Raw genomic sequence first — 21,099 nt, forward strand, 5'->3', positions numbered from 1 at the left:
TACTAAAGCTAATAATTACGTTCATGTTCTTTATTAACAAATTTAACAACATGCGGCAAAAATAATATATCAGCCCTTCCTGTTGGCCCATTTCTATGCTTAGCAACAATAACCTTTGTATCAATAGCACTTGCAACTGATTCATCCTCAGAACCACTTTTTAAATCCTTATCTCTATGAAGTAAAATAACAACATCTGCATCTTGCTCTAATGCTCCAGATTCTCTTAAACTAGCAAGATTAGGTTCTCGCCCCTCAGTATCTCTTGTCAGCTGAGAAAGGGCAACAATGGGAATCTTAAGCTCTCTGGCAAGTTCTTTGAGTGATTTACTAATTGAGGCTACCTGTTCGTGCCTTGGAATATTTTTAGCTTCAAGAGAAATAAGACTAATATAATCAACAAATATTATGTCTATATCAGAAAACCTCTTAAGTTTCCTAGCCTGAGTTGCAAGTGTTAATAAGCTAATATTAGCAGTATCTTCAATATAAAGCTCAGCATTACTAATATCACTTACAGCATCATTGAGCGCCTTAATTTCATGACCTGACAAAATACTATTCTGAATTTTAAAGCTATCAATATTAGCTTGAGATGCTATTATTCTTTTAATTAAGGCATCAGAAGTCATTTCAAGAGAAAAAAACCCTACTTTCCATCTCTTATCATGCTTTAATGCAATACTTGAGGCAATATTGAGTGCAAATGCAGTCTTACCAATACTAGGACGAGCACCAATAATAATAAAATCACTATCTCTAAAACCCCCAATAAGACTATCAACCCTTTTAAACCCACTTGGAATTCCAAAATTAGCCTCTCGTCTTTTCATGCTCCTCTCATATATTTCAGCATGTACTCTTTCAGCAATAACTTTTGCATGATTAAGATTTTTACTAGAATAATCTAGTTCAATTGAAAGAATCTGTCTTTGGGCTTCTTCTACAAATTGATCAACTTTTTTCGTAGAATCATTTGCCAAATCATTGAGTTCTCTAGAAATTTTAGAAATATCTCTTCGAATACGATGCTCTTTAACGATTTTTGCATAAACATTTATGGTTTTATCAGTTGGAAGATATCCTGAGAGAAAATTCAAGTAATCTTGCAATCCTGTTAAAGCTTTAAAATTATTTAAAAGCTGTGACTTAGGTGTAAGGGCAGATACCTCTTCAAATACAGTTATTGGATCAATGTTTTCCCTTTTCTCATAAAGAGAAATCATAGCCCTAAAAATCATTTCATGATTTTGATTATAAAAATCATCTGGCTTTAGATATAAAGATGCTTCTTCAACTTTTTCTGGATTGTAAAATATACTTGAAATAACTGCCTTTTCTGCACCTTCGTTAAAAAGAAGGGTAGAGGCTGCACTTACTGAAGTAAAAGCCACAAGCTATACCTTACCACCTTATTACCTCTATTTTCCTTAAATTTCCTTTTCAATACTTTTAGAGTGTTTAAGAGAATCTTTTTTATCTTCTCTTTTTACTTCAACTTTAATTATAGTACTAATTCCTTCATAAAGCTTGATAGTAACATCATAAATCCCAAAAGACTTTAATGTACCATGATGTATATCTATTTTTCTTCTCTCGATCTCAAAACCAAGTTTTAAAAGTTCTTCGGAAATATTTAAGCTATTAATACTATGAAATAACTTGTCACTATCATTAGACTGCATGACAAATTCCAACTTAATCCCATCAAGCTTTCCCTTAAGTTCAAGAGCCATTTTTTGTCTTATTTCTTGTCTCTTAAGTATTGCTCTCTTTTTTTGATTAAAAATATCAATATTATGTTTATTTGAAAAAACAGCAAAACCTTTTGGCAATAAATAATTTCTTGCAAAGCCATCTTTCACATCAACAATATCACCTTCTTTTCCAATGTTAATAAGATCTTCTTTTAATATTACTCTCATAATATCTCCCTAAATTACTTCTTTACAAAAGGAAGCAAAGCCATATATCTAGCTTTCTTAATCTCTAATGCAAGACACCTTTGATGCTTAGCAGAAGTACCTGTAATTCTTCTAGGTAATATTTTCCCTTGATCAGTAATAAATTTTTTAAGGAAATCGAAATCTTTATAATCAGGAACTTTATCTATATCACAAAACTTACATGTTTTTTTCTTAAAAAACCTAAAATTAGGATTTTTTTTAAAACCATCTTGATGTCCATCAGTTCTTGAATCTCTCTGACTAGAATCTACATCTTTATACATAAAATTAAACTCCTAAAAAGGTATATCCTCATTAAAATCATTATCAAAACCAAGCTCTTTAAATGAATCTGGTTTTTTATGGTTTTCTAAACCATTATTTGTATCTTGAGCAGCAACAAATGACCCAAACATCTGAATATTGTCTACTAAAACACTACACTTGCTTCTCTTATCTCCAGTATTTTTATCCTGCCAACTTTCATATTTTAAAGAACCACTAACCACAACTTGCTTGCCCTTCTTAAGAAAAACACTAAGGCTTTCAGCTCTTTTTGAAAAGATCACACAATCAAAAAATTGTGCATAATCTAACCATTCATCATTTCTTTTTATTCTTTTATTATTAGCTAAGCCAAATTTGAGAATAGCCATACCTGTCTCAGTATAAGTAAGCTCAGAATCTCTAGTAAGTCTACCAGACAATACTAAGGAATTAATATCGGCCATCTAAAACCTCCTCAATTTACTTTTGCATCGGCATTACCATTAGATCCTGACGATTCCCTTTCTTTAATATCTCTATTATCTCTAAAATTCCTTCTTCTAACTTTTTTAACATTGACTTTTTTATTGTGCTTTATTAAAAGCATATATCTTAATAAAGACTTAATTAGCTTTAATTGAAGCTCAAACTCTCTTAAATTATCACCATCCATCTTAAATTCCACTATCTCATATCTACCACGTGTTTGCTTCTTAATAGGATATTCTAACGCTCTCTCTCCAAGAGAATTTTCAACTATATCACTAGCATTAAAAGCTGCTAATTGTTTTTTAACCTCTTCTAAAGCAACCTTATATTCAAGATCATCACTCTTAAACAAAAAACAACCTTCATATTTTCTTATCATTATCACACCCCTTTTGGTCTTGATCGCGTCACAAATTTTTTAAAAAATCATGACAAAGGTATACTATTTCCTATTTAAGTAGTATATAAAAACACCTACTTTTTTTCAATACTGAACTAAAAATCTTTCTAACAGAATGCCTTTCAAAACAATAATCTAATTCTAAATTAGATCCTTAAAAACTTATATATGTATTATATCTATAATAAACCAATATTCTAATACGAATCCATAACTCTTTAATAATATTTACATATAAACTTAAACCAGCACTCAATCATCATCCTTATTAAGTTTATAAAGCTTACCTGTCTCACCTTGCCTTTCAAGCTTATCATCTTCTTTCATTTCAATATATGCTTTAATTCCCTGTTTAACATTATCAGATGCTGCAACAACACTAGCCTTAAAAAGTTTTTTTGGAGAATAACTCCCAATAGCTTGCTTTATATAATGAGCATTTGTTCCATAATCAATTCTAATTTTATTATCCACTATAACAATATGTAAAGCACCAGTTTTTTTAAGGATATCCTCAGATACAAGTTCAGAACTAAAAACCACAAAGTTTAAATATGTTGATATGATACTATATTCTTGAATATTATCAAGACCACCAAGACCCTTAGAGACAAGATGTGCAATCCCTATTCCTTCGACTTGTCCTTCACTACCCTCAAAAAATGGATCACCAACACCAAAAATTTGAAAATCAAAATAATTATAAACCCATTTAAAAGTTAAATAATACAAAACAAAAAATGCAAATCCTAATGGCAATAAATATAAACAATTTGTCTTGGCATGTCCTTGTAATATCCCAAACATGAAAAAATCAAAAAATCCAGCAGAAAAAGTAACTCCAACTGCAATATCAAATATGTTAGCAATTAACAATGCAAATCCTGTATAAATAGCATGAATAAAATAAAGTAAAGGTGCTGTAAAAATAAATAAGAACTCTAAAGGTTCTGTAATTCCAGTTAAACAAGCTGCAAGAGCACCTGAAAACAACAAAGGTGAAATTTTACTCTTGTCATCATGAATTATTCCTTTATAAACTCCAAATGCTGCACCAGGAAGCCCAAACATGATAGATAGATAAAATCCACTATTAAATCTAGAAATACCTGAATGAAACTTGGTAAGATTTGGGTCTGCTAATTGAGCATAAAATATATTTTGAATACCACCAAAAACTTGACCATTAATAACTTCAGTTCCTCCTAATGGAGTAAAATTAAAAGGAAATGTAAGAATAGAATGAAGACCTAAAGGAATCAAAATTCTATTTAAAAATCCATAAAGAAAACTATCAAAATAATTAAACTTAGAAATGAACAAGCCAAAAGAAGTAATTAATGCATTAAGATGTGGCCAAACTAAAACAAATACTATTCCTAACAAAATACAAAAAGGAAAAATTACTATTAGAACAAACCGAAAACCAGAAAAAAAACTAAAAGGTTCTGGTAATTCAATGCAATAAAATTTATTGTGTAAATATCCAACTAAAAGTCCAACTGCTAAAGAACCAAAAATACCTGTATTTAAAGTTTGAATTCCTAAAATATTTATTTGCCCAACAGAAGACATTAAATTAGGCTCAGCAAGTCTTGAAAACACATCTAGAAAATAATTCTCAGTAATATTGAAAATCAAATATCCAATAATACCTGAGAGTGCGGCAAGACCTTTTTGCATTCTTGAAATCCCAATAGTAATTCCTACAACAAAAAGTAATGGAATATTTAAAATAATAATATTACTTGTGGCTTTTATAAGGCCTAAAATAACTTTAAATACGATATTATCAATATAAAATAAATTAGAAGGATCTGACATTGCAGAGACAATTCCAAGCATTAAACAAAAGATTGTCAAAACAGAAATTGGCAATCTTACCGCATTAGAAAACTTCTGCAAATTTGCAAATCTAAGAATCTCGAAAAAATTCATCTCACTGAGCCTCTCCATTCAAAAACTTAGAACAGTAATATTATATCTTCTTTTTTAAAAAAAAGTTAGGTTTTAATATAATTTTCATACAAAATTTAAGAAAAAAACAGTATTACCACATATTATCATTAAATTTTGCTCGCTAAATACAAACATTTTTCACCTCTTGATTTATGTCTATTTTTGCATTAAGATACCTAAGGTGTGAGAATGGGTATGTACACTCAAAAATAAAAAAAAGAATATAGGATAGGCGTATGTATACAAAAAATCAAGAACATCAATCATACAATTATTTAATACCTACAAATGAATTATTTAGTTCAATATCTCATTTATTTGGTATTATTTTATCAATAATAGGAACAACTATTCTTATTACCATGTCAGCTATTGCAAAAAAATATTTTCATGTAGTGTTATTCCTTATATACGGCTCATCAATGATATTATTATATACAATGAGTACTCTTTATCATATTTTTCCAAAAAAAAGTAAACTAAAGAAACTCTTTAGAAAATTTGATCACATCTCAATATTTATATTAATAGCAGGAACATACACACCACCTTCTCTCATTCTTCTTCCAAATTTTTATGGAAAAATTATCCTTTTAACTGTTTGGGGACTTGCTATTTTAGGAATTATTTTTAAATCATTATATGTAAACAGTCCGGGATGGATTAATGGATGTATATTCATATTGATGGGATGGATCATTATATTTGGTATTAAATTTGTTTACAATGCTATTCCTATAGAAGGATTTTTATGGCTAACCTCTGGAGGCATTATTTACACACTAGGAGGAATAGTGTACTCAATCAGCAAAAAATTTAGCCCAATAACAAGCATGAGAATGCATGATGTCTTTCATATTTTAATCTTACTTGCATCTTTTTCTCACTTTTGGTTCATGCTAAAGTATATATTGCCGCTTGATTAAATATCAAAATATTTTTACGTTTATATACTAATAATAATTCCAAAATATAACTCTTAAGTCGTTTACAAAACCTAATATGAAAAGACTTAATATACATACAATACCAATAAAATAAAAGTAATAAATAAATTTTGCACTAAACCGTTTTCCTCTCAAGAGCTCAATTAAACTAATAAAAATCTGACCTCCATCAAGCATTGGAATTACAAAAAAAAATAAATTCATACCAGCAATAATTAAATTTAAAATTGCAATAGTCTTAAACCAATGTAAAAATCCAATAGAAGAAGAACCAACAAGAATATTTATCATTCCAACAGGACCTACAACATTTTTAGAATTATTTTTAAAATTAGTAAATAATTCAATAATAGAATAAAATATATGACCTAAAATATTTAAGATTTTACTCAAAGAATTTTGAAAAGCAATTATTAAATTATCTGTCTTAATCACACGTTCTATACCAGACAATTGAGAAATTCCTGTAATTTTATTAGTATCTTGAAACACCAATTTTGAAGTAATAATCTCACCATTCCTATCATATTGAATATCCACTACATTAACATCAAGATTAGATATTAAATTTTTTAAATCATTACTATTACTTAAAACTATATTATTAATACTTATTATTTTATCATTTGGTTTAAGACCTGCAATTCCTGCTGGAGAATTTACTTCAACTTTAGCAACAATAAGATCTACCCAAGGACCAATTTCTTTTAAAAGTTTGTCTAAACTAGTATATTCTTCAAAACTAACATTATTATTATCTCTTAAAACTGTAAAAGTTATTTTAGAATCTTTTAAATCAACAAACTTACTTAAATCAGAAAAATATTGAATATTATTATCATTAACTTTTAAAATAATATCTCCATCTTTAAACTTACTTAAAACATTATTATTAATGACACTTATTTTACCAGGATAATCAAGATAAACAACTCCTATTATTTCTATAGCGATAAAAATAACTAATGCCAAAATTAAATTAAAAAGAGGACCTGCAAAATATATGAGTATTTTCTTAAAATGAGAAATACCAAAAATAGAATCTTTATCTGCTTCAAGCTGTCTATTAAGTTTAAGCTCATTTTCTAAGTGGTCAGCCCCCTTAAGCTTGCAATACCCACCCAAAAAAATTGGAGAAATTCTATACTCTGTATCTTTTATTTTAATCTTAAAAAGACTAGGTCCTATACCAATAGAAAAAACTTCAACCTTAACTTTAAAAAGCTTTGCACATAAAAAATGTCCTAATTCATGAACAAATACTATCAAGGTCAAAGCTAAAATATTAATAAAAATAAACATATATTACTTTTCCTCCCCTATAAAATTAAGACAAACATAAGTAAAATATAGGACCTGTTAAAAGGTATGAATCAATCGAATCAAGAGCACCACCTCTACCAGGAATAATATTGCCGGAATCCTTTACCCCTGCACTACGTTTAAGTCCAGATTCAAATAAATCACCAATAATAGTAAAAAATCCTATCAAAATACCAAAAACCACAGCTTCCCCATAAGTTAAATTGATTAAGCCTAAAAATACCACGATTATTGCAAAAATAATAGAAAAAAATACACCACCTAAAAACCCCATTAACGTTTTATTAGGACTAATAATAGTAGGTCTATAACTATTTTTTCCAAAAAAATATCCAACAAGATAGGCAAAAGTATCATTACCACTAACCATTGAAAAAAGTATTAGTAAAAGAATAGGTGCTCTTGGCAAAGTAGTAATAGCAACAATGAACGACATTAAAATACCAGGATATATAAGTATGAAAATCATGGAAGTTGCCTGTAATAAAAAATTAACAATTTCATGCTCTTTAATAAAAACCAAATTAACAATCCAATTACTAAAAATCAAAGTTATAACCAAATAAAATATTATATTTATACCCAAATCAAAAATATTAAAATGTACATATGTTAAAATCGGAGGAGCTGCCCCTAAAAGGAATGATAAAGGACTAGATACAGAAGAAGATTTAATTTTAAGCAAATCATTAACTTCCTTAGCAGAAACTCCACTAAACATAAAAATTAAAATATTAATTAATAAATAATTTCTAAATTCAACAAAAATTAAAATTAAAATTAAAGGAACAAAAAATAAAAATGTTCCAAGACGTGCAAGAAATGCTATTTCCTTAGACCCAAAATTAAATAAACTTTTATTTTCCAAAATTCCTCTTCCTATTCTTAAAACAAGCCAAGTCTTTAATATAATGAGAAACAGAGTAATCCGGCCACAAAGCATTTGAAAAAATAAATTCACAATAAGCAATCCTCCATAAAAGAAAATTACTCACTCTCATATCTCCACCGGTACGTATCAAAAGATCAAGATCACAAAGGTCCGGATTATCCAAAAATTTGGAAAACATAAGCTCATTCAAAGTCTCAAAACCTAAATCACTTCTCAAAATTTTCCTAACAGCTCTTACTATCTCATCTCGACCACCATAATTAATGGCTAAATTCAACACAAATCCATCAAAATCTTTTGTAAAGTCAATAGTATCAATGATTGACTCCCTTACTTCATTATTTAAAGATTCAATATCTCCTGAAACTATTATTCTTATATTATTTTTACTATAAAATTCAAATTCAGAACTCAAATAATTGGCAATTAAAAACATTAAATGTTCTATTTCGGACTTTGTTCTGTTCCAATTTTCAGTAGAAAAAATATAAAGAGACAAATATTTTATGCCCAATTCAATAGAATGACAAATTATTTCTTTAGCTCTCCTTAGACCTTCTTTATGCCCTTCAAAAAATGAAAGACCATTTTTTGAAGCCCATCTTCTATTTCCATCCATAATAATTCCAACATGTATTGGAAGGGAGTCACTATTCATAAACTTAAATTTCCATTATCTCTTTTGTTTTTAAACCACAAATATCTTCTATTTTTTTAATATAAGAATTAGTATTCTTTTGAATATCATCCAAAATTCGCCTTAAATCATCCTCAGTAATCTGAGAATCTTTCTCTTGTTTTTTTGCTTTACTATTTAATTCCTGCCTTATATTTCTAGCAGCAACTTTATGTTCCTCGGCTATTTTTTTTGCTTGTTTTGATATTTCTTTACGCCTTTCAATAGTTAATGCAGGAACTTTGATTCTAAGAACAGAACCATCATTAGCAGGATTCATAAAAAGATCTGAATTAAGTATAGCCTGCTCTATCTTAGAAAGTAGACTCTTATCCCAAGGTTGAATTACAACAAGCCTTGCCTCAGGAATACTAATATTAGCAACTCTAGTTAAAGGAGTTTTTTCTCCATAATAATCAATTAATACTTTATCAAAAAGAGCACTACTTATTCTACCTGTTCTTAAAGATTTATACTCACTCTCAAGAGATAAAAGAACTTTATTCATTTTTTCATCCAATAAAGCCTTATATTCCTCCATTCAAGCCCCCTTAAAATCAAAAGAATAATATAAAATATTATCCAACACTTAAATATTTAAAATCTATTATCTCTATATTGGTTAAAATTAATTTACTCACCTCTTCAATTTTCTCTTTAACAGTAAGTTTATCATCCTTTACAAATAACTGCTCTAAGAGAACAATTTCTCCTAAATGCTTTTTAAGTTTTCCAGACACTATTCCCTTAATTACATTTTCAGGTTTCCCACTATTTTCCAACTGTTTTATAAATACCTCTTCTTGTTCTTTTACATAATCAGGACAAACATCATTAACATTTAGATAATGGGGAGCAAAAGCTGCTATATGCAAAGCTAAATCCATTGCAAGATTACCCAATCTATCATCTCCTACTTTTGAAACATCATCTACTTTTAATTTAACAAACACACCTATTCTAGATTGCTCTCCATGAAGATAACTTTTTACAAGTTCATTAGACTTAATATTTGCAATACAAATTCTACTTACATGAATATTTTCTTTGATCTTAGCTGCTAAATTTTTAATTTCAAGTTCCTGAGATTCATCTAAAGAATCATTATTACTCTCAACCAACTGTCTTATCAAAAGATTCCCACAAGTTACAAAATCACTATTCATGGCAACAAAATCTGTTTCACAGGACATAAGCAAAAGTCCTACTCTCTCTTGATTTGCATAAGAGAATACTCGACCCTCCTTAGCATCTCTACCACTTCTTTTATCAGCTGATGCAATACCCATCTCCCTGAGTTTTTTCTTGGCCAACTCAAAATCACCACCCACAGCTTCTAACGCTTTCTTGCAATCACCAAATCCAGCTCCAGTTGCATCTCTGAGTTTTTTTACTTCTTGAGGAATAATACCCATTTTATTCTCCTTTATCCTTTTTGTCATTTTTGACTTCAATTTCGCTCATTAAATCTTCTTCATTCAAATTTTCAACGATCTGAATTCCAACTTCTTTATCACTTTCTAAAATAGCATCAGATATTATTTTAGTAAACAAAGCAACAGAACGAATTGCATCATCATTTCCAGGAATTGGACAGTCAATTACATCTGGATTACAATTTGTATCGACAACCGAAATTATAGGAATACCAATTTTCCTAGCCTCATTAATAACTATTTGCTCTCTTTTAGGATCAATAATAAAAATAGCACCAGGAAGTTCTTCCATATCCTTAATACCAGTCAAATTTTTAGACAACTTTAGCTTTTCACGATTAAGTTGAGAAACTTCTTTTTTACTAATCATCTCAAAAGTTCCATCAATTTCCATTTTTTCCAATTTTTTTAATCTTTGAACTGACTTCTTAATCGTATTAAAGTTTGAAAGCATTCCACCAAGCCATCTATTGTTAACATAAGGCATATCACTTCTTTTAGCTTCTTGTTCAATTATTTCGCTTGCTTGCTTTTTAGTCCCAACAAACAAAACTTTCTTACCACTCTTTATAATATTTTGAACAAGCTCATAAGAATCTTTAATGCCTTGTAAAGTTTTTTGCAAATCTAAAATATGGATTTCATTTCTTTCTGAAAAAATAAATCTTTTCATCCTTGGATCAAGCCTTTTCACCTGATGTCCAAAATGAACCCCAGCTTCTAAAAGACTTTTCATAGTAATAACTGCCAAAATAACCTCCTAAGTCCCTCGCTTTTACTCACTAATTAAAAATTAGTGGAAATTATATTTTCTTTAATAAGAATATCATAAAATAAACCAATTGGTAAGCCTATTATATTTGAATAGCTACCATTAATATATTCAATCAAAATTTCTGCAATACCATTTTCAAAACTAATACCTCCGGCTTTATCTTTCCAATGTCCAAGCATAACATAATGATACACAATATCTGGTGTTAATTCCCTAAATTTAATAAATGAAACTTCACAAGCTTTAACTATTTTTTCTTTTTTTGGAATAAATATACAAAAACTAGTTTCTACCTCAATAATCTTATGGCTATACTCCATTATTCTACTAAAAACCTCTTTTTCATCTCTTATTTTGCCAATATAAACCGAATCATTTTTTAACAAAGTATCAATAGTAATTAAACATTTATCTTTACCATATTTTTTAACAGCACTAACAAGCTTAAGAGCAGCTATTTTTTCTGTAACACCAGATTCACCTGACTTTATTATCGAATCTTCATCAACATCAATACTAAGAGATAAAAAATTAATTTTCAATGCTTCTAATAGCTTTACTCTAGCAAGAGAACTTGATACAAGTGCAATCTCAAAATTTTCCTTATAGATCATTTTTATTTCTCTCAGAAAATCTTAACAAAGATACTAAAACTATTGAACCAATAATTGGAAATAAGTAAAACAAAATATTAATTCGCCTGTTATAATAATCTGAATAAAAAATAGGTAAAAAAAATAAAAACAGAACACTTCCTAAAAAACTGATAAAATAAACCAATAAAAATCTAAACTTCAATATACCAAAAAAAACAACAAAAAAACTTACAATAAAAGAAATAAAAATATTAGTTAAAATTAAATGTAAAAAAAATGTTACCATATAATTCCTTTAACTAATTCGACAATTCAAAACTATGCAAACTACCTATATTAACAATAACACTATACAAATCATCTTCAATAGGATTTCCTACTGCCATAACAAAAATTACCAAATTATACTTAGGAACAACGTCTTTTTTAAAAAAATCATCACTAATATGCTTAAGATCAAATGGCCTCTCATCACTATTTAATAATTTAAATTTTTTTAAAGCTTCAGAAAATTCAATATAAGCACCATCAATAGTGTAAGATCTATACACCGTCTTAACATCTCCAATAACAGGAGCTGAAAAATCATTACCCTTCTTTACACTAAGCAAAACCGAACCAGGAGTACTCTTTCTTAAGTTCTCAAAATTAAGTTCAAAATATAAAGAAAATTTATTTTGAATCCAACTTTTATCCAATTTAAAAGTTGGTTTACCTGAAAAACGAACATCATCTAAATTAATCTTATAAAATCCCATTCTATTAAACTCATTAATATTATTAAAAACACTCTTTAAAACATCAAAATCTTTTTGAACACTCTTTGTAAATCCATTAGAATAATAATTTGAACCTTCTGGATAAAACTTGTAATATATATCAAAACCTTTAATCTTAGCATTATTTTTAGTATTAAAATAAGAAGAAGGTAATCTAAAAGCAAGAATATCCCTAGAAGCTCTATTATCAACCTTGAGTGGAGAATCAATTATAATTGCATTATCAAGTCCACAAGAATAGAATACAACTAATAAAACAAATAAAAACGTGCTTTTACAAGAATTGTTCACCATCAATCAAAACAAAAAATAACACAACTCAGCTTACCTAAGTTGTAAAAGCTTATTTTTGGCAATATTAATATATAAATTATTTTCATAAGGAAAATTAGCAACTTGCTCATATATGTCAATAGCCAATTTTTTATCTCTAACTTCAATTAATGCTGCCTTACTAAGCAAGGCCCTAATTTTAATAAAATCCAATTTAGTTTTCTTAACCACATTATCATACATCAATAAAGCCTCATCTGGTTGTCCCATTTTTTCATAAACCATAGCTTTATTTATATAAGCAAGATCTCTTTCAATCCATTTAGAATTAATAATAAGATCTAAATCATTAAGAGCTTCTTTATATAAACCTTTATTTTGAAAATAAGAAGACCTAGCAAGATAAAAACGAGCCATAAATTCATATGAAATATTATCTTTATTACCTATAGCTGCTTCTATCTTAAATGCCAATTTACGTTTTTCTTCTTCATCTTTTGTTCTTAAATAAATACTTAAATCACTCTCAAGCTCTTCTACTATTTCTCCTCCTACCTTAACAGAATCTGAATCAACGGAGTAATCATAAAAAAAAACTACAGCTCCCCCCCCAAAAACAATAATTGCAAGAATTGCTATAAAGAATTTACTTTTAAACATCAACATTCCTCTTCAATAAATTTTCAAACGGTCTATAAGACTCTTCATCATTTTCCCTAAACAAATAAGAAGAAATTTCTTCACTTGATTTTTGCTCCTTATAAGCTCTATAAGAAAGCAAAACTAACTTATTTTTGAAATCAATATTGGTAATCATAACTTTAAGCTTATCTCCAATATTCAAACTTTCAAAAGTATCCAAACTAGACTCTTTAGTATCCCCAAGCTGAATTTTGCTAATAAATCCCATTATCTTGCCATAAACTTTTACTTGAACTCCTTTTGATTTTTTCTCTACAACCTCGACCTCAATAATATCACCTCTTTTATAGCTCTTAGAGAAATCATCCCAAGGGTTTTCTTCCAATTGTTTAATTCCCAACCTAATATTTTGCTTCTTAGCATCAAATTCAAGAACCTTTCCATTAATTGCACTTCCTAATTTAAAGTATTCCTCAGGATTAATCTCACCAATCCAAGAAATGTCAAACTTACTAATATATGCATCTATACCTTCTTCAATACTAATAAAAGCACCTGACTTTGTAATATTTTTAACAACACCCTGTACAACTTTGCCAACAGAACATCTCTCAGCTAATCCATTCCATGGATTAGCATTAACTTGCTTAATACCTAAAGATATTCTTTGATTCTCTTTATCAATATCTAAAATTTTAACTTCTACAATCTGTCCAACTTTAACCAATTCTTGAGGACTCTTTATAACCCTTACCCAAGAAAAATTACTTATGTGCAAAAATCCTGATATTTCACTATCAAGTTCAACAACAGCACCAAAGGGCAATATTTTGACAACCTTACCCTTAACAATACTTTCAATCTTATACTTAGCTTCAATAGAATCCCAAGGATTTGGCCTTAAAGCTTTAAGAGACAACTCCATCTTGCCCACATTTAAACTTAATTTGATAATCTGCAATCTTAATTTATCACCAACACGAATAAAATCCTCAACATTTTCAACACGACTAAATGCAATATTTCTTTTATGCAACACCCCTAAAACAAAATTCTTAACCTTTATAATAGCACCATACTCAGTAATTCTTTCAACAATTCCATCTACTATATCGCCCTCATTATAAGAACTAATAAATTCCTTTTTCTTAACAATATCTCGTTCCCTCTCCAAAGACCGTCTATCAAGAATAAGCTTAAGGCCATCTGTTTTATCTGCTTGTAAAATATAAAACTCAATAATTGAGCCTCTTTTTAATTTTTCATCCCTAGACTTAGAACTTAAATAAGACGGCATAAACCCAGTAACATCTTCATTAATTTGAATCTTATAGCCACTTGCAAGTTCTACTAAAACCTTGCCTTTAAGCACTTTTTTATTTGCAATATACTCATCAACCTTATCTTGCAAATTAAGAGCATCAAGCTTTGCAACACTAAGCACTAATCCCAACTCTCCCCCTACCTTTGTAACTATTGCATTAAGCTTGTCGCCAATATTTGGAATGGTTTCAAATTCATCAATTTTAACAAAACCTTCAGACTTATAACCAATATCTACAAGCACATAATCTTTCATGATATTTATAACAATACCAGAAACATTACTACCCAGCTCTATCTTTTCAAGAACCTTTAGATAATTTTCTTGTAAATCTTCTTGATTTTCCATTCTCACCTCTCTATCACTTTTTTTTTCAAATTAAATGTCCTTATGATAATATCACATACATCGTCTAAGCATTTATAACTTGTGTCAATATAAAAAACTTCTTTGACTAATTTTAATTTACCATACTCTTTATTCTGGTCAATTTTATCTCGCTTATCAAGTGCCTGCTCTAGCTCGTTTAAAGCCACATTCCCGTCTCTTTGATTATATCGTCTTAAAGCTCTCACTTTAACTGAAGCATCAAGGTATATCTTAACCTTAGCTTCTGGAAAAATTACAGTAGTAATATCCCTACCCTCTATTATATAATCATCATCCTTTAATTTGACTATTTCTCTTAATTTTTTATTCACAAAATTTCTAATACCTGCATAAGAAGAATAAAGAGAAACTTGAAAATCTATCTTTTCATTTAAAATATGATTTATAACATTTGTACCATTAAGCAAAAAATCAACACCGTCAAATTCAATATTATTTTGTGATATAAGTTCCAAAATTTTGTTCTCACTAAGCAAATCATATTCATTTAGAGTAAACCTTTGAGCAATTAAAGTTATAATTCTATAAAAATAACCAGAACTAATAAACTTAAAACCCAATCTAATTCCTAAGGCTCTTGCAACTGAACTTTTTCCTGAAGCAGAAGGTCCATCAATTGCTATTATCACTCAACACTCTCCCAAAAACTGTGACTTAAATTTATTAATTTTAGCTAAAGAGAGAACTTTAATTTGTCCTTCCTTTAAATCATCTAACTTAATATTACCTATTCTAATCCTGTGAATTCTCTTTAAATAGATATTCCGACTTAAAAAGACTCGCCTAATTTCTCTATTCTTACCTTCTGTTAAAATTAACCTCAAAGAATTATCACCAAGCATTATATAAGATTTTAATTTTAAAATTTCTCTTTCTATTTTTATCCCACGTTTAAAATTAATAAGCAAATCTTCATCAATAGCCTTTTTTGACTCAACAATATATTCTTTTTCAACTTCCTTTATTGGATGCAAAATATTATTTGCAAACTGACCATCATTAGTAAACAATAAAAGTCCAGAACTTTTAAAATCAAGTCTACCAACTGAGAACAAACGCTCTTTAAACAAAGGCTGAACCAGAGATATTGCCAACTTTCTTCCATTTGGATCAAAATTAGAACACAAATAATTTTTAGGCTTATTAAGAGCTATATAAATGTTAGTTTTGATTTTGGAATCACGACAAACAAATATCTGTCCTCTATACCTCACTTTATCACCTAAGAAAACTTTATCTCCAAGCTTTGCAAGATTGCCATTTATTCTGACGAAATTTTTTTTTATAAGATCCTCACAAAATCTCCTAGAACCTATACCCTTCTCTGCTAAAAAAACATGCGCCCTAAGTCCTTTTTTGCTATTCATATTGTTCAATGCTTTTTCCTTTTTTTAAAACCAAGTTACCATTTATATAAACCATATCTATAATATTTAACATTTTACATTCAAGAACAACTAAGAAATAACAAAATTTTTCAAAAAAGTAACACCTATCATTAGGATCCAATAAAAAATCAAAAACACAATTACCTTCCTTAGCTAAAATAGAAATAATTCTATTTTTTTTATCCAAAAATCTAGCATTATATGTACCTAAAATGACATTAGACTTTTTTATATTATCCCAAATCTCACCATACTTCCTGATACGCCTTGAAGCCTTAACACTACTATCTTTAAATTTTTGAATACCAGAAGAAACAGCCATATAACTTTGGGGACTATTATTACCACCCCCCGAACTTTCCACAAAGATACTAGCATTTCTAAAAAAAGAAACCTTAGATATATCTGAATATACACTATGTTTTAAATTTTGCTTCACATCTTTAGATTTTTCATTTTTTTTGCTAAAACTTATTAATTTGCGAACCATCTTCCTTCCAAATAGCTTTTTTTCTTTTAATTTTACCGTATAAAGAACCTGTGTCTTCAAATAAAGCAAACTAGCCGAAAAAGAATAAAATCTAATTAATTCTTTAACATCTATTTCAAGACCATCAGAAAATATCAAAAAATCTTCTATTATTTTATTTAAATTCAAAGTCTTTAAAAGCTCTCTTTTACCCACTATATAATCAAAAAAAATTTCTATTTCCCCTTTAAAATCATCACAAACAATCAAATAATCATTTAAATTCGCCATTTTAATCTTTTTCTTTCACAATATCAATAGCACTAATTTCAAGACAATCCTGACTAGGACCTTCAAAAATTATCTTTCTAAGTGTATTCTCAAGTTTATCAGTAATTTCCTTTTCTTGAATTAGATAATTAACAGCACTTTCTCTACCCTGTCCTAATTTATCATTGCCCATAGAATACCAAGAACCTGTTTTTTGTATTAAGTTATACTTAATCGAAGCATCCAATATACTGGCTTCACGAGAAATACCTTTTCCAAAATAAATTACAAGCTCTACTTTACGAAAAGGAGGTGCTAATTTATTTTTTACAACCTTAACTCTTATTTTATTTCCAATAACATCATCTGCAGAACTTCCTATTACTTGTTCAATCTTTCTAACTTCAAGACGAAGAGAAGAATAAAATTTTAAAGCATTTCCTCCAGTAGTAGTCTCTGGATTGCCAAACATGATACCAATTTTGGTTCTTATTTGATTAATAAACATAATACAAGTATTAGATTTTGAAAGTATTCCGGTAATCTTTCTTAAAGCTTTGCTCATTAATCTTGCTTGAAGCCCAATCTGAGAATCTCCCATCTCTCCTTCAATCTCTGCCCGTGGTGTTAAAGCTGCAACAGAATCAATAACAATCAAATCAACTCCACCACTCCTAATTAAATACTCAGTAATCTCAAGAGCTTGCTCACCTGTATCAGGCTGACTAAGCCAAAGTTCATCAATATTAACACCCAGAGCACGTGCATAACCAGGGTCAAGGGCATGCTCAGCATCAATGAAAGCCGCTATTCCACCACTTTTTTGAATCTCAGCAATTGCTTGAAGAGTTAAAGTAGTCTTACCAGAAGATTCTGGTCCAAAAATTTCTACTACCCTTCCCATTGGATATCCTCCAACACCAATTGCCTCATCAAGTAAAATAGAACCACTAGAGATGCTCTTTATACCCTTGCCTACAGGAGATTCTCCCATTTTAATAAGACTTCCTTTGCCAAAATCTTTTTCTATCTGAATTCTAGCAAGCTCAATAGCCTTTTCTCTACTTAATCTGTCATTTAAAGAATTATCTATTTTGTCTTTTAATTTTGACATCTTACTTCTTCTAATCAATTTTGGCAGGTTCTACCTTTTTAATATGATATCTAAAATGAGTATTATTTATCATAAAATCAAGATTGTCCCCTTCCTTTGCATCTAATAAATTTTCTCCAAAAGGAGACTTATAAGATATAATACCCTCATCAGGATTTGATTCCCAAGGTCCAAATATCAAATAAAACTCTTCTTTACCAGTATCTTCATTAAGCATAGTAACTTTTGTTCCAAATCCAACAACAGAACTTTGAAGCTCTTTCATATCAACAACCTTTGCAACATCTATTTCTGACATAAGCAAATTCAATCTTTTTGTTAAGAACTGCTGCCTTTCCTTAGCAGAATGATATTCAGCATTTTCCTTTAAATCACCAAGCTCACGAGCTTTACCAATTTCTTTAGAATTTTCTGGTATTTCTACATCCTTTAAATACTGCAATTCTTTTTGTTTTCTACTAAGAGAACTTAAAATAGTTAAAAATCCTACCTCAACCTTCTCTCCTGCGAATTGCATTTTCTCATCTTCAAATTCAATATCACCAAATATAGTCCTTATTGCAGATTTAATATGTAGAAGATCTTTTGGAGGAAAATCTCTTATATAAAAACACGTCATATATACCCTTTTGGCAAGTTCCTCATCCATAACCTTACCTAAAACAATATTAAGGTATCTATCCTTAATCAAAAGATTAATTACCATCCTATAAATTCTCTTATTAGCAACAGAATTGTTTTTATTATTAATTTTAACAACACTACCTGTTAAAATTTTAATCAAATTTACTAATAACTCTGAATCAGAATAATCTAAATTTACTGAATAAATGGTGTAATGTTTTAAAATCCAAATATAAGCATCTTTATAGACTTTATAATTTTTGATGACATAATTAAAAAGCTGTTCTATTTCTTTTAGATCTTCCTTATAAAGAGAATCTATCAATTTCTTATTAATGTAATAAGGAAAAAGTTGTTTATAATAACAAACCCAATCAATCAACTCTTCTTTAATTAAAGATACCAACTCTTTTTTGATCTCTGCATTCAAGATTGAATCAAAAAGATCAACTATATTTTTAGAATACTCTCTTAAGAGAACTTCTAAATTAATATCTTTTTCAATATTAATTTTTAAAGCAATTCCATTTTCAGAGTTTTTTAAAGATTTAAGTATCACATAAGAACTTATCACATAGTGATCAACTTTTGTAAAATTATTAACATAAATTAAAAAATAATTAAGCATCTCCTCTTCAATATGCAAATCCTTTACAACACCACCTGCTGTACAATAATGCATAAAAATTTCATATCTTTTGTAAAAATCTTTTTCTATTTTAAACTTATCATAAACTTTTTCATTAAAATTAGAAGCCCTCTCATTATACATATAAAAGTCAGCTTTTCCGGATGCCATAACAAAATGAGGATTATCTCTTAAAATTTGCTTAGCTTTTATACTCCAAGCATTCCACACGCTTTGAGTCATTAAACTTGGAACAAGTTCTCGCTTGATTCCTTTAAGATCAATTGATTTATAACTTTTAATAATTACTTTTAAAGCCCATTCAATATCTCTTTTTAAACTCTCTACAAGTTCTTCTTTTGGTTTAATTGCCTTTAAAACCCTAATATTATCTTTTTCAAGAGGTACTAAAGCAGAAATAGCCATATCAAAACTAATAAAATGTCCACGCTTAGAAACAAAATCAACTACAATACCTTGTTCATTTACATCTTTAACTATTCCTACAAACCAAGTCTGATGATAAACAAAATTTCCTTTAGCAAAAAATAAATACTTTTCAAAATCAGAATAAACATCAACAAAATTTTTATCTAAGTTTTCAATGTCAGATTTTTCAAGATATTCCTCAATATTTTTAATATCCTTATATTTTTCTCTTAAAAAGAGAACTAAATTCTCTCTTGCTTTCTGATTTTTATTATCAAGCTTTAAAATTCCTTTCAAAATTTCTATTGTTTCATTAACATGTTCACTTATAGAGTAATGTTCATATAAATCCTCATAAAGAACCACAGCTTTTTTAAAACCAAGTTCTTTTTCAACTTTCTGAAGTATTAAAAGAAAAGAATCAAAGTCATCAGAAGTATATCGAATCAATTTAGACCATATTTCTCTGATGCCTGACATTTGTTTTTTATCAATAAAACGATAAATTGCTTTTCTAAAAAAATATATTGACTTTTGCAAATCAATATTCTCATAATGCATAGCAAGCTGCCTTACAAATACAGTATCATCAACATCAGATTCAACAATACGAATCCAAATATCTGGTAATTTATCATTTTCATTATTTTGCGAATATATCTTTGCAAGCGTGTAAAGTGCATGCTTATTCTCAGAAGTTAAAAGCATCTTATGACATATATGCTCAACAAGAGACCACCTCAAATTTTGGGAAAACAAATCTAAAACTGTAAGCAAACTCATATCATTAAGTGGCCTTCTACTATATATAAGCATGCCTGAAATATAAAGACCAGCAATACTCTTCTTGATATCCTTTAAATGTTTACTACAAATATCTAGAGCTTCCTCTGTTAAATTCTCCAAAATTATATTATCTATTAATTCATCCAATTCCTTTATCTTTGCAAGAGAATAATTATTAACAACTATCCTTGTCCATTTATCCTCTTGTAAGATATTATCCAATCTTTCTATAGTGGTGTTAGACATTCAACTCTCCTAATATCAATTTTATTAAAAT

The 21,099-nt window shown here is 28.7% G+C and carries 22 protein-coding genes and 1 pseudogene; 1 reads left to right on the forward strand and 22 read right to left on the reverse strand.

Annotation, left to right across the window (positions count from 1 at the left end; translation table 11 throughout):
• Window positions 1–8: 8 nt before the first annotated feature.
• The 6 genes from dnaB to K5563_RS00595 form a co-directional block, all read right to left on the reverse strand.
• Window positions 9–1,394 carry a replicative DNA helicase gene (dnaB, locus tag K5563_RS00570; protein WP_221037079.1) on the reverse strand — a complete coding sequence of 462 codons (1,386 nt, stop codon included), beginning with the start codon at window positions 1,392–1,394 and terminating at the stop codon, window positions 9–11.
• A 36-nt stretch (window positions 1,395–1,430) separates the two neighbouring features.
• Window positions 1,431–1,925 (reverse strand): 50S ribosomal protein L9, encoded by a 495-nt coding sequence (rplI, locus tag K5563_RS00575; RefSeq protein ID WP_221037080.1) that lies wholly within the window; start codon window positions 1,923–1,925, stop codon window positions 1,431–1,433.
• 14 nt (window positions 1,926–1,939) lie between these two features.
• Window positions 1,940–2,230 carry a 30S ribosomal protein S18 gene (rpsR, locus tag K5563_RS00580; protein WP_221037081.1) on the reverse strand — a complete coding sequence of 97 codons (291 nt, stop codon included), beginning with the start codon at window positions 2,228–2,230 and terminating at the stop codon, window positions 1,940–1,942.
• A 12-nt stretch (window positions 2,231–2,242) separates the two neighbouring features.
• Window positions 2,243–2,677, reverse strand: a complete 435-nt coding sequence (gene ssb / locus K5563_RS00585; RefSeq protein WP_221037082.1) for a single-stranded DNA-binding protein — start codon at window positions 2,675–2,677, stop codon at window positions 2,243–2,245.
• An 11-nt stretch (window positions 2,678–2,688) separates the two neighbouring features.
• Window positions 2,689–3,081: a 30S ribosomal protein S6 gene (gene rpsF, locus K5563_RS00590; RefSeq protein WP_221037083.1), complete on the reverse strand. Its 393-nt coding sequence runs from the start codon at window positions 3,079–3,081 to the stop codon at window positions 2,689–2,691.
• Between the two features lie 273 nt (window positions 3,082–3,354).
• Window positions 3,355–5,058, reverse strand: coding sequence for a PTS transporter subunit EIIC (locus tag K5563_RS00595; protein ID WP_221037084.1), 1,704 nt, complete (start codon window positions 5,056–5,058; stop codon window positions 3,355–3,357).
• Window positions 5,059–5,297: 239 nt separating this feature from the next.
• Here K5563_RS00595 and K5563_RS00600 point away from each other — a divergent pair, with 239 nt between their 5' ends.
• Window positions 5,298–5,987, forward strand: coding sequence for a hemolysin III family protein (locus K5563_RS00600; protein WP_221037085.1), 690 nt, complete (start codon window positions 5,298–5,300; stop codon window positions 5,985–5,987).
• A 27-nt stretch (window positions 5,988–6,014) separates the two neighbouring features.
• Here K5563_RS00600 and rseP read toward each other — a convergent pair whose 3' ends face one another.
• The 16 genes and pseudogenes from rseP to greA form a co-directional block, all read right to left on the reverse strand.
• Entirely contained in the window at window positions 6,015–7,310 is a 1,296-nt protein-coding gene (gene rseP, locus K5563_RS00605; RefSeq protein WP_221037086.1) for an RIP metalloprotease RseP, read from the reverse strand.
• Window positions 7,311–7,335: 25 nt separating this feature from the next.
• A complete protein-coding gene (locus K5563_RS00610) occupies window positions 7,336–8,274 on the reverse strand; it encodes a phosphatidate cytidylyltransferase (RefSeq protein ID WP_221037732.1) in 939 nt (312 codons plus the stop codon).
• Window positions 8,189–8,881 carry a polyprenyl diphosphate synthase gene (gene uppS / locus K5563_RS00615; protein ID WP_221037087.1) on the reverse strand — a complete coding sequence of 231 codons (693 nt, stop codon included), beginning with the start codon at window positions 8,879–8,881 and terminating at the stop codon, window positions 8,189–8,191. Before uppS ends, K5563_RS00610 begins: the two co-directional genes overlap by 86 nt.
• A 4-nt stretch (window positions 8,882–8,885) precedes the next feature.
• Window positions 8,886–9,440 (reverse strand): ribosome recycling factor, encoded by a 555-nt coding sequence (frr, locus tag K5563_RS00620; RefSeq protein WP_221037088.1) that lies wholly within the window; start codon window positions 9,438–9,440, stop codon window positions 8,886–8,888.
• Window positions 9,441–9,477: 37 nt separating this feature from the next.
• Entirely contained in the window at window positions 9,478–10,314 is an 837-nt protein-coding gene (gene tsf / locus K5563_RS00625; RefSeq protein WP_221037089.1) for a translation elongation factor Ts, read from the reverse strand.
• Window position 10,315: 1 nt separating this feature from the next.
• Entirely contained in the window at window positions 10,316–11,086 is a 771-nt protein-coding gene (rpsB, locus tag K5563_RS00630) for a 30S ribosomal protein S2 (protein WP_221037090.1), read from the reverse strand.
• A 35-nt stretch (window positions 11,087–11,121) separates the two neighbouring features.
• Window positions 11,122–11,724 (reverse strand): Maf family protein, encoded by a 603-nt coding sequence (locus K5563_RS00635; RefSeq protein WP_221037091.1) that lies wholly within the window; start codon window positions 11,722–11,724, stop codon window positions 11,122–11,124.
• Window positions 11,714–11,992, reverse strand: a complete 279-nt coding sequence (locus tag K5563_RS00640) for a hypothetical protein (protein ID WP_221037092.1) — start codon at window positions 11,990–11,992, stop codon at window positions 11,714–11,716. The genes K5563_RS00635 and K5563_RS00640 overlap by 11 nt, the downstream gene beginning before the upstream one ends.
• Window positions 11,993–12,005: 13 nt before the next feature.
• The gene (locus K5563_RS00645; protein ID WP_221037093.1) at window positions 12,006–12,779 is read right to left on the reverse strand and encodes a hypothetical protein; all 774 of its coding nucleotides are present in this window, start codon (window positions 12,777–12,779) and stop codon (window positions 12,006–12,008) included.
• 30 nt (window positions 12,780–12,809) lie between these two features.
• Complete coding sequence (locus K5563_RS00650) at window positions 12,810–13,418, reverse strand: hypothetical protein (RefSeq protein ID WP_221037094.1); 609 nt, start codon at window positions 13,416–13,418, stop codon at window positions 12,810–12,812.
• Entirely contained in the window at window positions 13,411–15,072 is a 1,662-nt protein-coding gene (locus tag K5563_RS00655; protein ID WP_221037095.1) for a 30S ribosomal protein S1, read from the reverse strand. The genes K5563_RS00650 and K5563_RS00655 overlap by 8 nt, the downstream gene beginning before the upstream one ends.
• A gap of 2 nt (window positions 15,073–15,074) precedes the next feature.
• Window positions 15,075–15,743, reverse strand: a complete 669-nt coding sequence (gene cmk, locus K5563_RS00660; RefSeq protein WP_221037096.1) for a (d)CMP kinase — start codon at window positions 15,741–15,743, stop codon at window positions 15,075–15,077.
• A pseudogene (locus K5563_RS00665) lies at window positions 15,727–16,481 on the reverse strand (pseudouridine synthase). The gene cmk and the pseudogene K5563_RS00665 overlap by 17 nt, the downstream one beginning before the upstream one ends.
• Entirely contained in the window at window positions 16,474–17,262 is a 789-nt protein-coding gene (locus K5563_RS00670) for a hypothetical protein (RefSeq protein ID WP_221037098.1), read from the reverse strand. The pseudogene K5563_RS00665 and the gene K5563_RS00670 overlap by 8 nt, the downstream one beginning before the upstream one ends.
• 1 nt (window position 17,263) lies before the next feature.
• Window positions 17,264–18,355: a recombinase RecA gene (gene recA / locus K5563_RS00675; RefSeq protein WP_221037099.1), complete on the reverse strand. Its 1,092-nt coding sequence runs from the start codon at window positions 18,353–18,355 to the stop codon at window positions 17,264–17,266.
• 10 nt (window positions 18,356–18,365) lie between these two features.
• Window positions 18,366–21,068, reverse strand: a complete 2,703-nt coding sequence (gene greA / locus K5563_RS00680) for a transcription elongation factor GreA (RefSeq protein WP_221037100.1) — start codon at window positions 21,066–21,068, stop codon at window positions 18,366–18,368.
• Between the last annotated feature and the right edge of the window lie 31 nt (window positions 21,069–21,099).

This window comes from Borrelia sp. HM (assembly GCF_019669085.1).
GTDB lineage: Bacteria > Spirochaetota > Spirochaetia > Borreliales > Borreliaceae > Borrelia.

What these genes read in the sequence shown, in the direction of transcription:
- tsf (WP_221037089.1), bottom strand. Translation starts at nt 10,314, where the DNA reads ATGGGTATTATTCCTCAAGAAGTAAAAAAACTCAGAGATGCAACTGGA.
- rplI (WP_221037080.1), bottom strand. Translation starts at nt 1,925, where the DNA reads ATGAGAGTAATATTAAAAGAAGATCTTATTAACATTGGAAAAGAAGGT.
- uppS (WP_221037087.1), bottom strand. Translation starts at nt 8,881, where the DNA reads ATGAATAGTGACTCCCTTCCAATACATGTTGGAATTATTATGGATGGA.
- K5563_RS00610 (WP_221037732.1), bottom strand. Translation starts at nt 8,274, where the DNA reads ATGCTTTGTGGCCGGATTACTCTGTTTCTCATTATATTAAAGACTTGG.
- K5563_RS00645 (WP_221037093.1), bottom strand. Translation starts at nt 12,779, where the DNA reads ATGGTGAACAATTCTTGTAAAAGCACGTTTTTATTTGTTTTATTAGTT.
- rseP (WP_221037086.1), bottom strand. Translation starts at nt 7,310, where the DNA reads ATGTTTATTTTTATTAATATTTTAGCTTTGACCTTGATAGTATTTGTT.
- rpsF (WP_221037083.1), bottom strand. Translation starts at nt 3,081, where the DNA reads ATGATAAGAAAATATGAAGGTTGTTTTTTGTTTAAGAGTGATGATCTT.
- recA (WP_221037099.1), bottom strand. Translation starts at nt 18,355, where the DNA reads ATGTCAAAATTAAAAGACAAAATAGATAATTCTTTAAATGACAGATTA.
- K5563_RS00640 (WP_221037092.1), bottom strand. Translation starts at nt 11,992, where the DNA reads ATGGTAACATTTTTTTTACATTTAATTTTAACTAATATTTTTATTTCT.
- ssb (WP_221037082.1), bottom strand. Translation starts at nt 2,677, where the DNA reads ATGGCCGATATTAATTCCTTAGTATTGTCTGGTAGACTTACTAGAGAT.
- K5563_RS00650 (WP_221037094.1), bottom strand. Translation starts at nt 13,418, where the DNA reads ATGTTTAAAAGTAAATTCTTTATAGCAATTCTTGCAATTATTGTTTTT.
- K5563_RS00595 (WP_221037084.1), bottom strand. Translation starts at nt 5,058, where the DNA reads ATGGAGAGGCTCAGTGAGATGAATTTTTTCGAGATTCTTAGATTTGCA.
- K5563_RS00635 (WP_221037091.1), bottom strand. Translation starts at nt 11,724, where the DNA reads ATGATCTATAAGGAAAATTTTGAGATTGCACTTGTATCAAGTTCTCTT.
- K5563_RS00655 (WP_221037095.1), bottom strand. Translation starts at nt 15,072, where the DNA reads ATGGAAAATCAAGAAGATTTACAAGAAAATTATCTAAAGGTTCTTGAA.
- K5563_RS00600 (WP_221037085.1), top strand. Translation starts at nt 5,298, where the DNA reads ATGTATACAAAAAATCAAGAACATCAATCATACAATTATTTAATACCT.
- frr (WP_221037088.1), bottom strand. Translation starts at nt 9,440, where the DNA reads ATGGAGGAATATAAGGCTTTATTGGATGAAAAAATGAATAAAGTTCTT.
- K5563_RS00670 (WP_221037098.1), bottom strand. Translation starts at nt 17,262, where the DNA reads ATGGCGAATTTAAATGATTATTTGATTGTTTGTGATGATTTTAAAGGG.
- greA (WP_221037100.1), bottom strand. Translation starts at nt 21,068, where the DNA reads ATGTCTAACACCACTATAGAAAGATTGGATAATATCTTACAAGAGGAT.
- rpsR (WP_221037081.1), bottom strand. Translation starts at nt 2,230, where the DNA reads ATGTATAAAGATGTAGATTCTAGTCAGAGAGATTCAAGAACTGATGGA.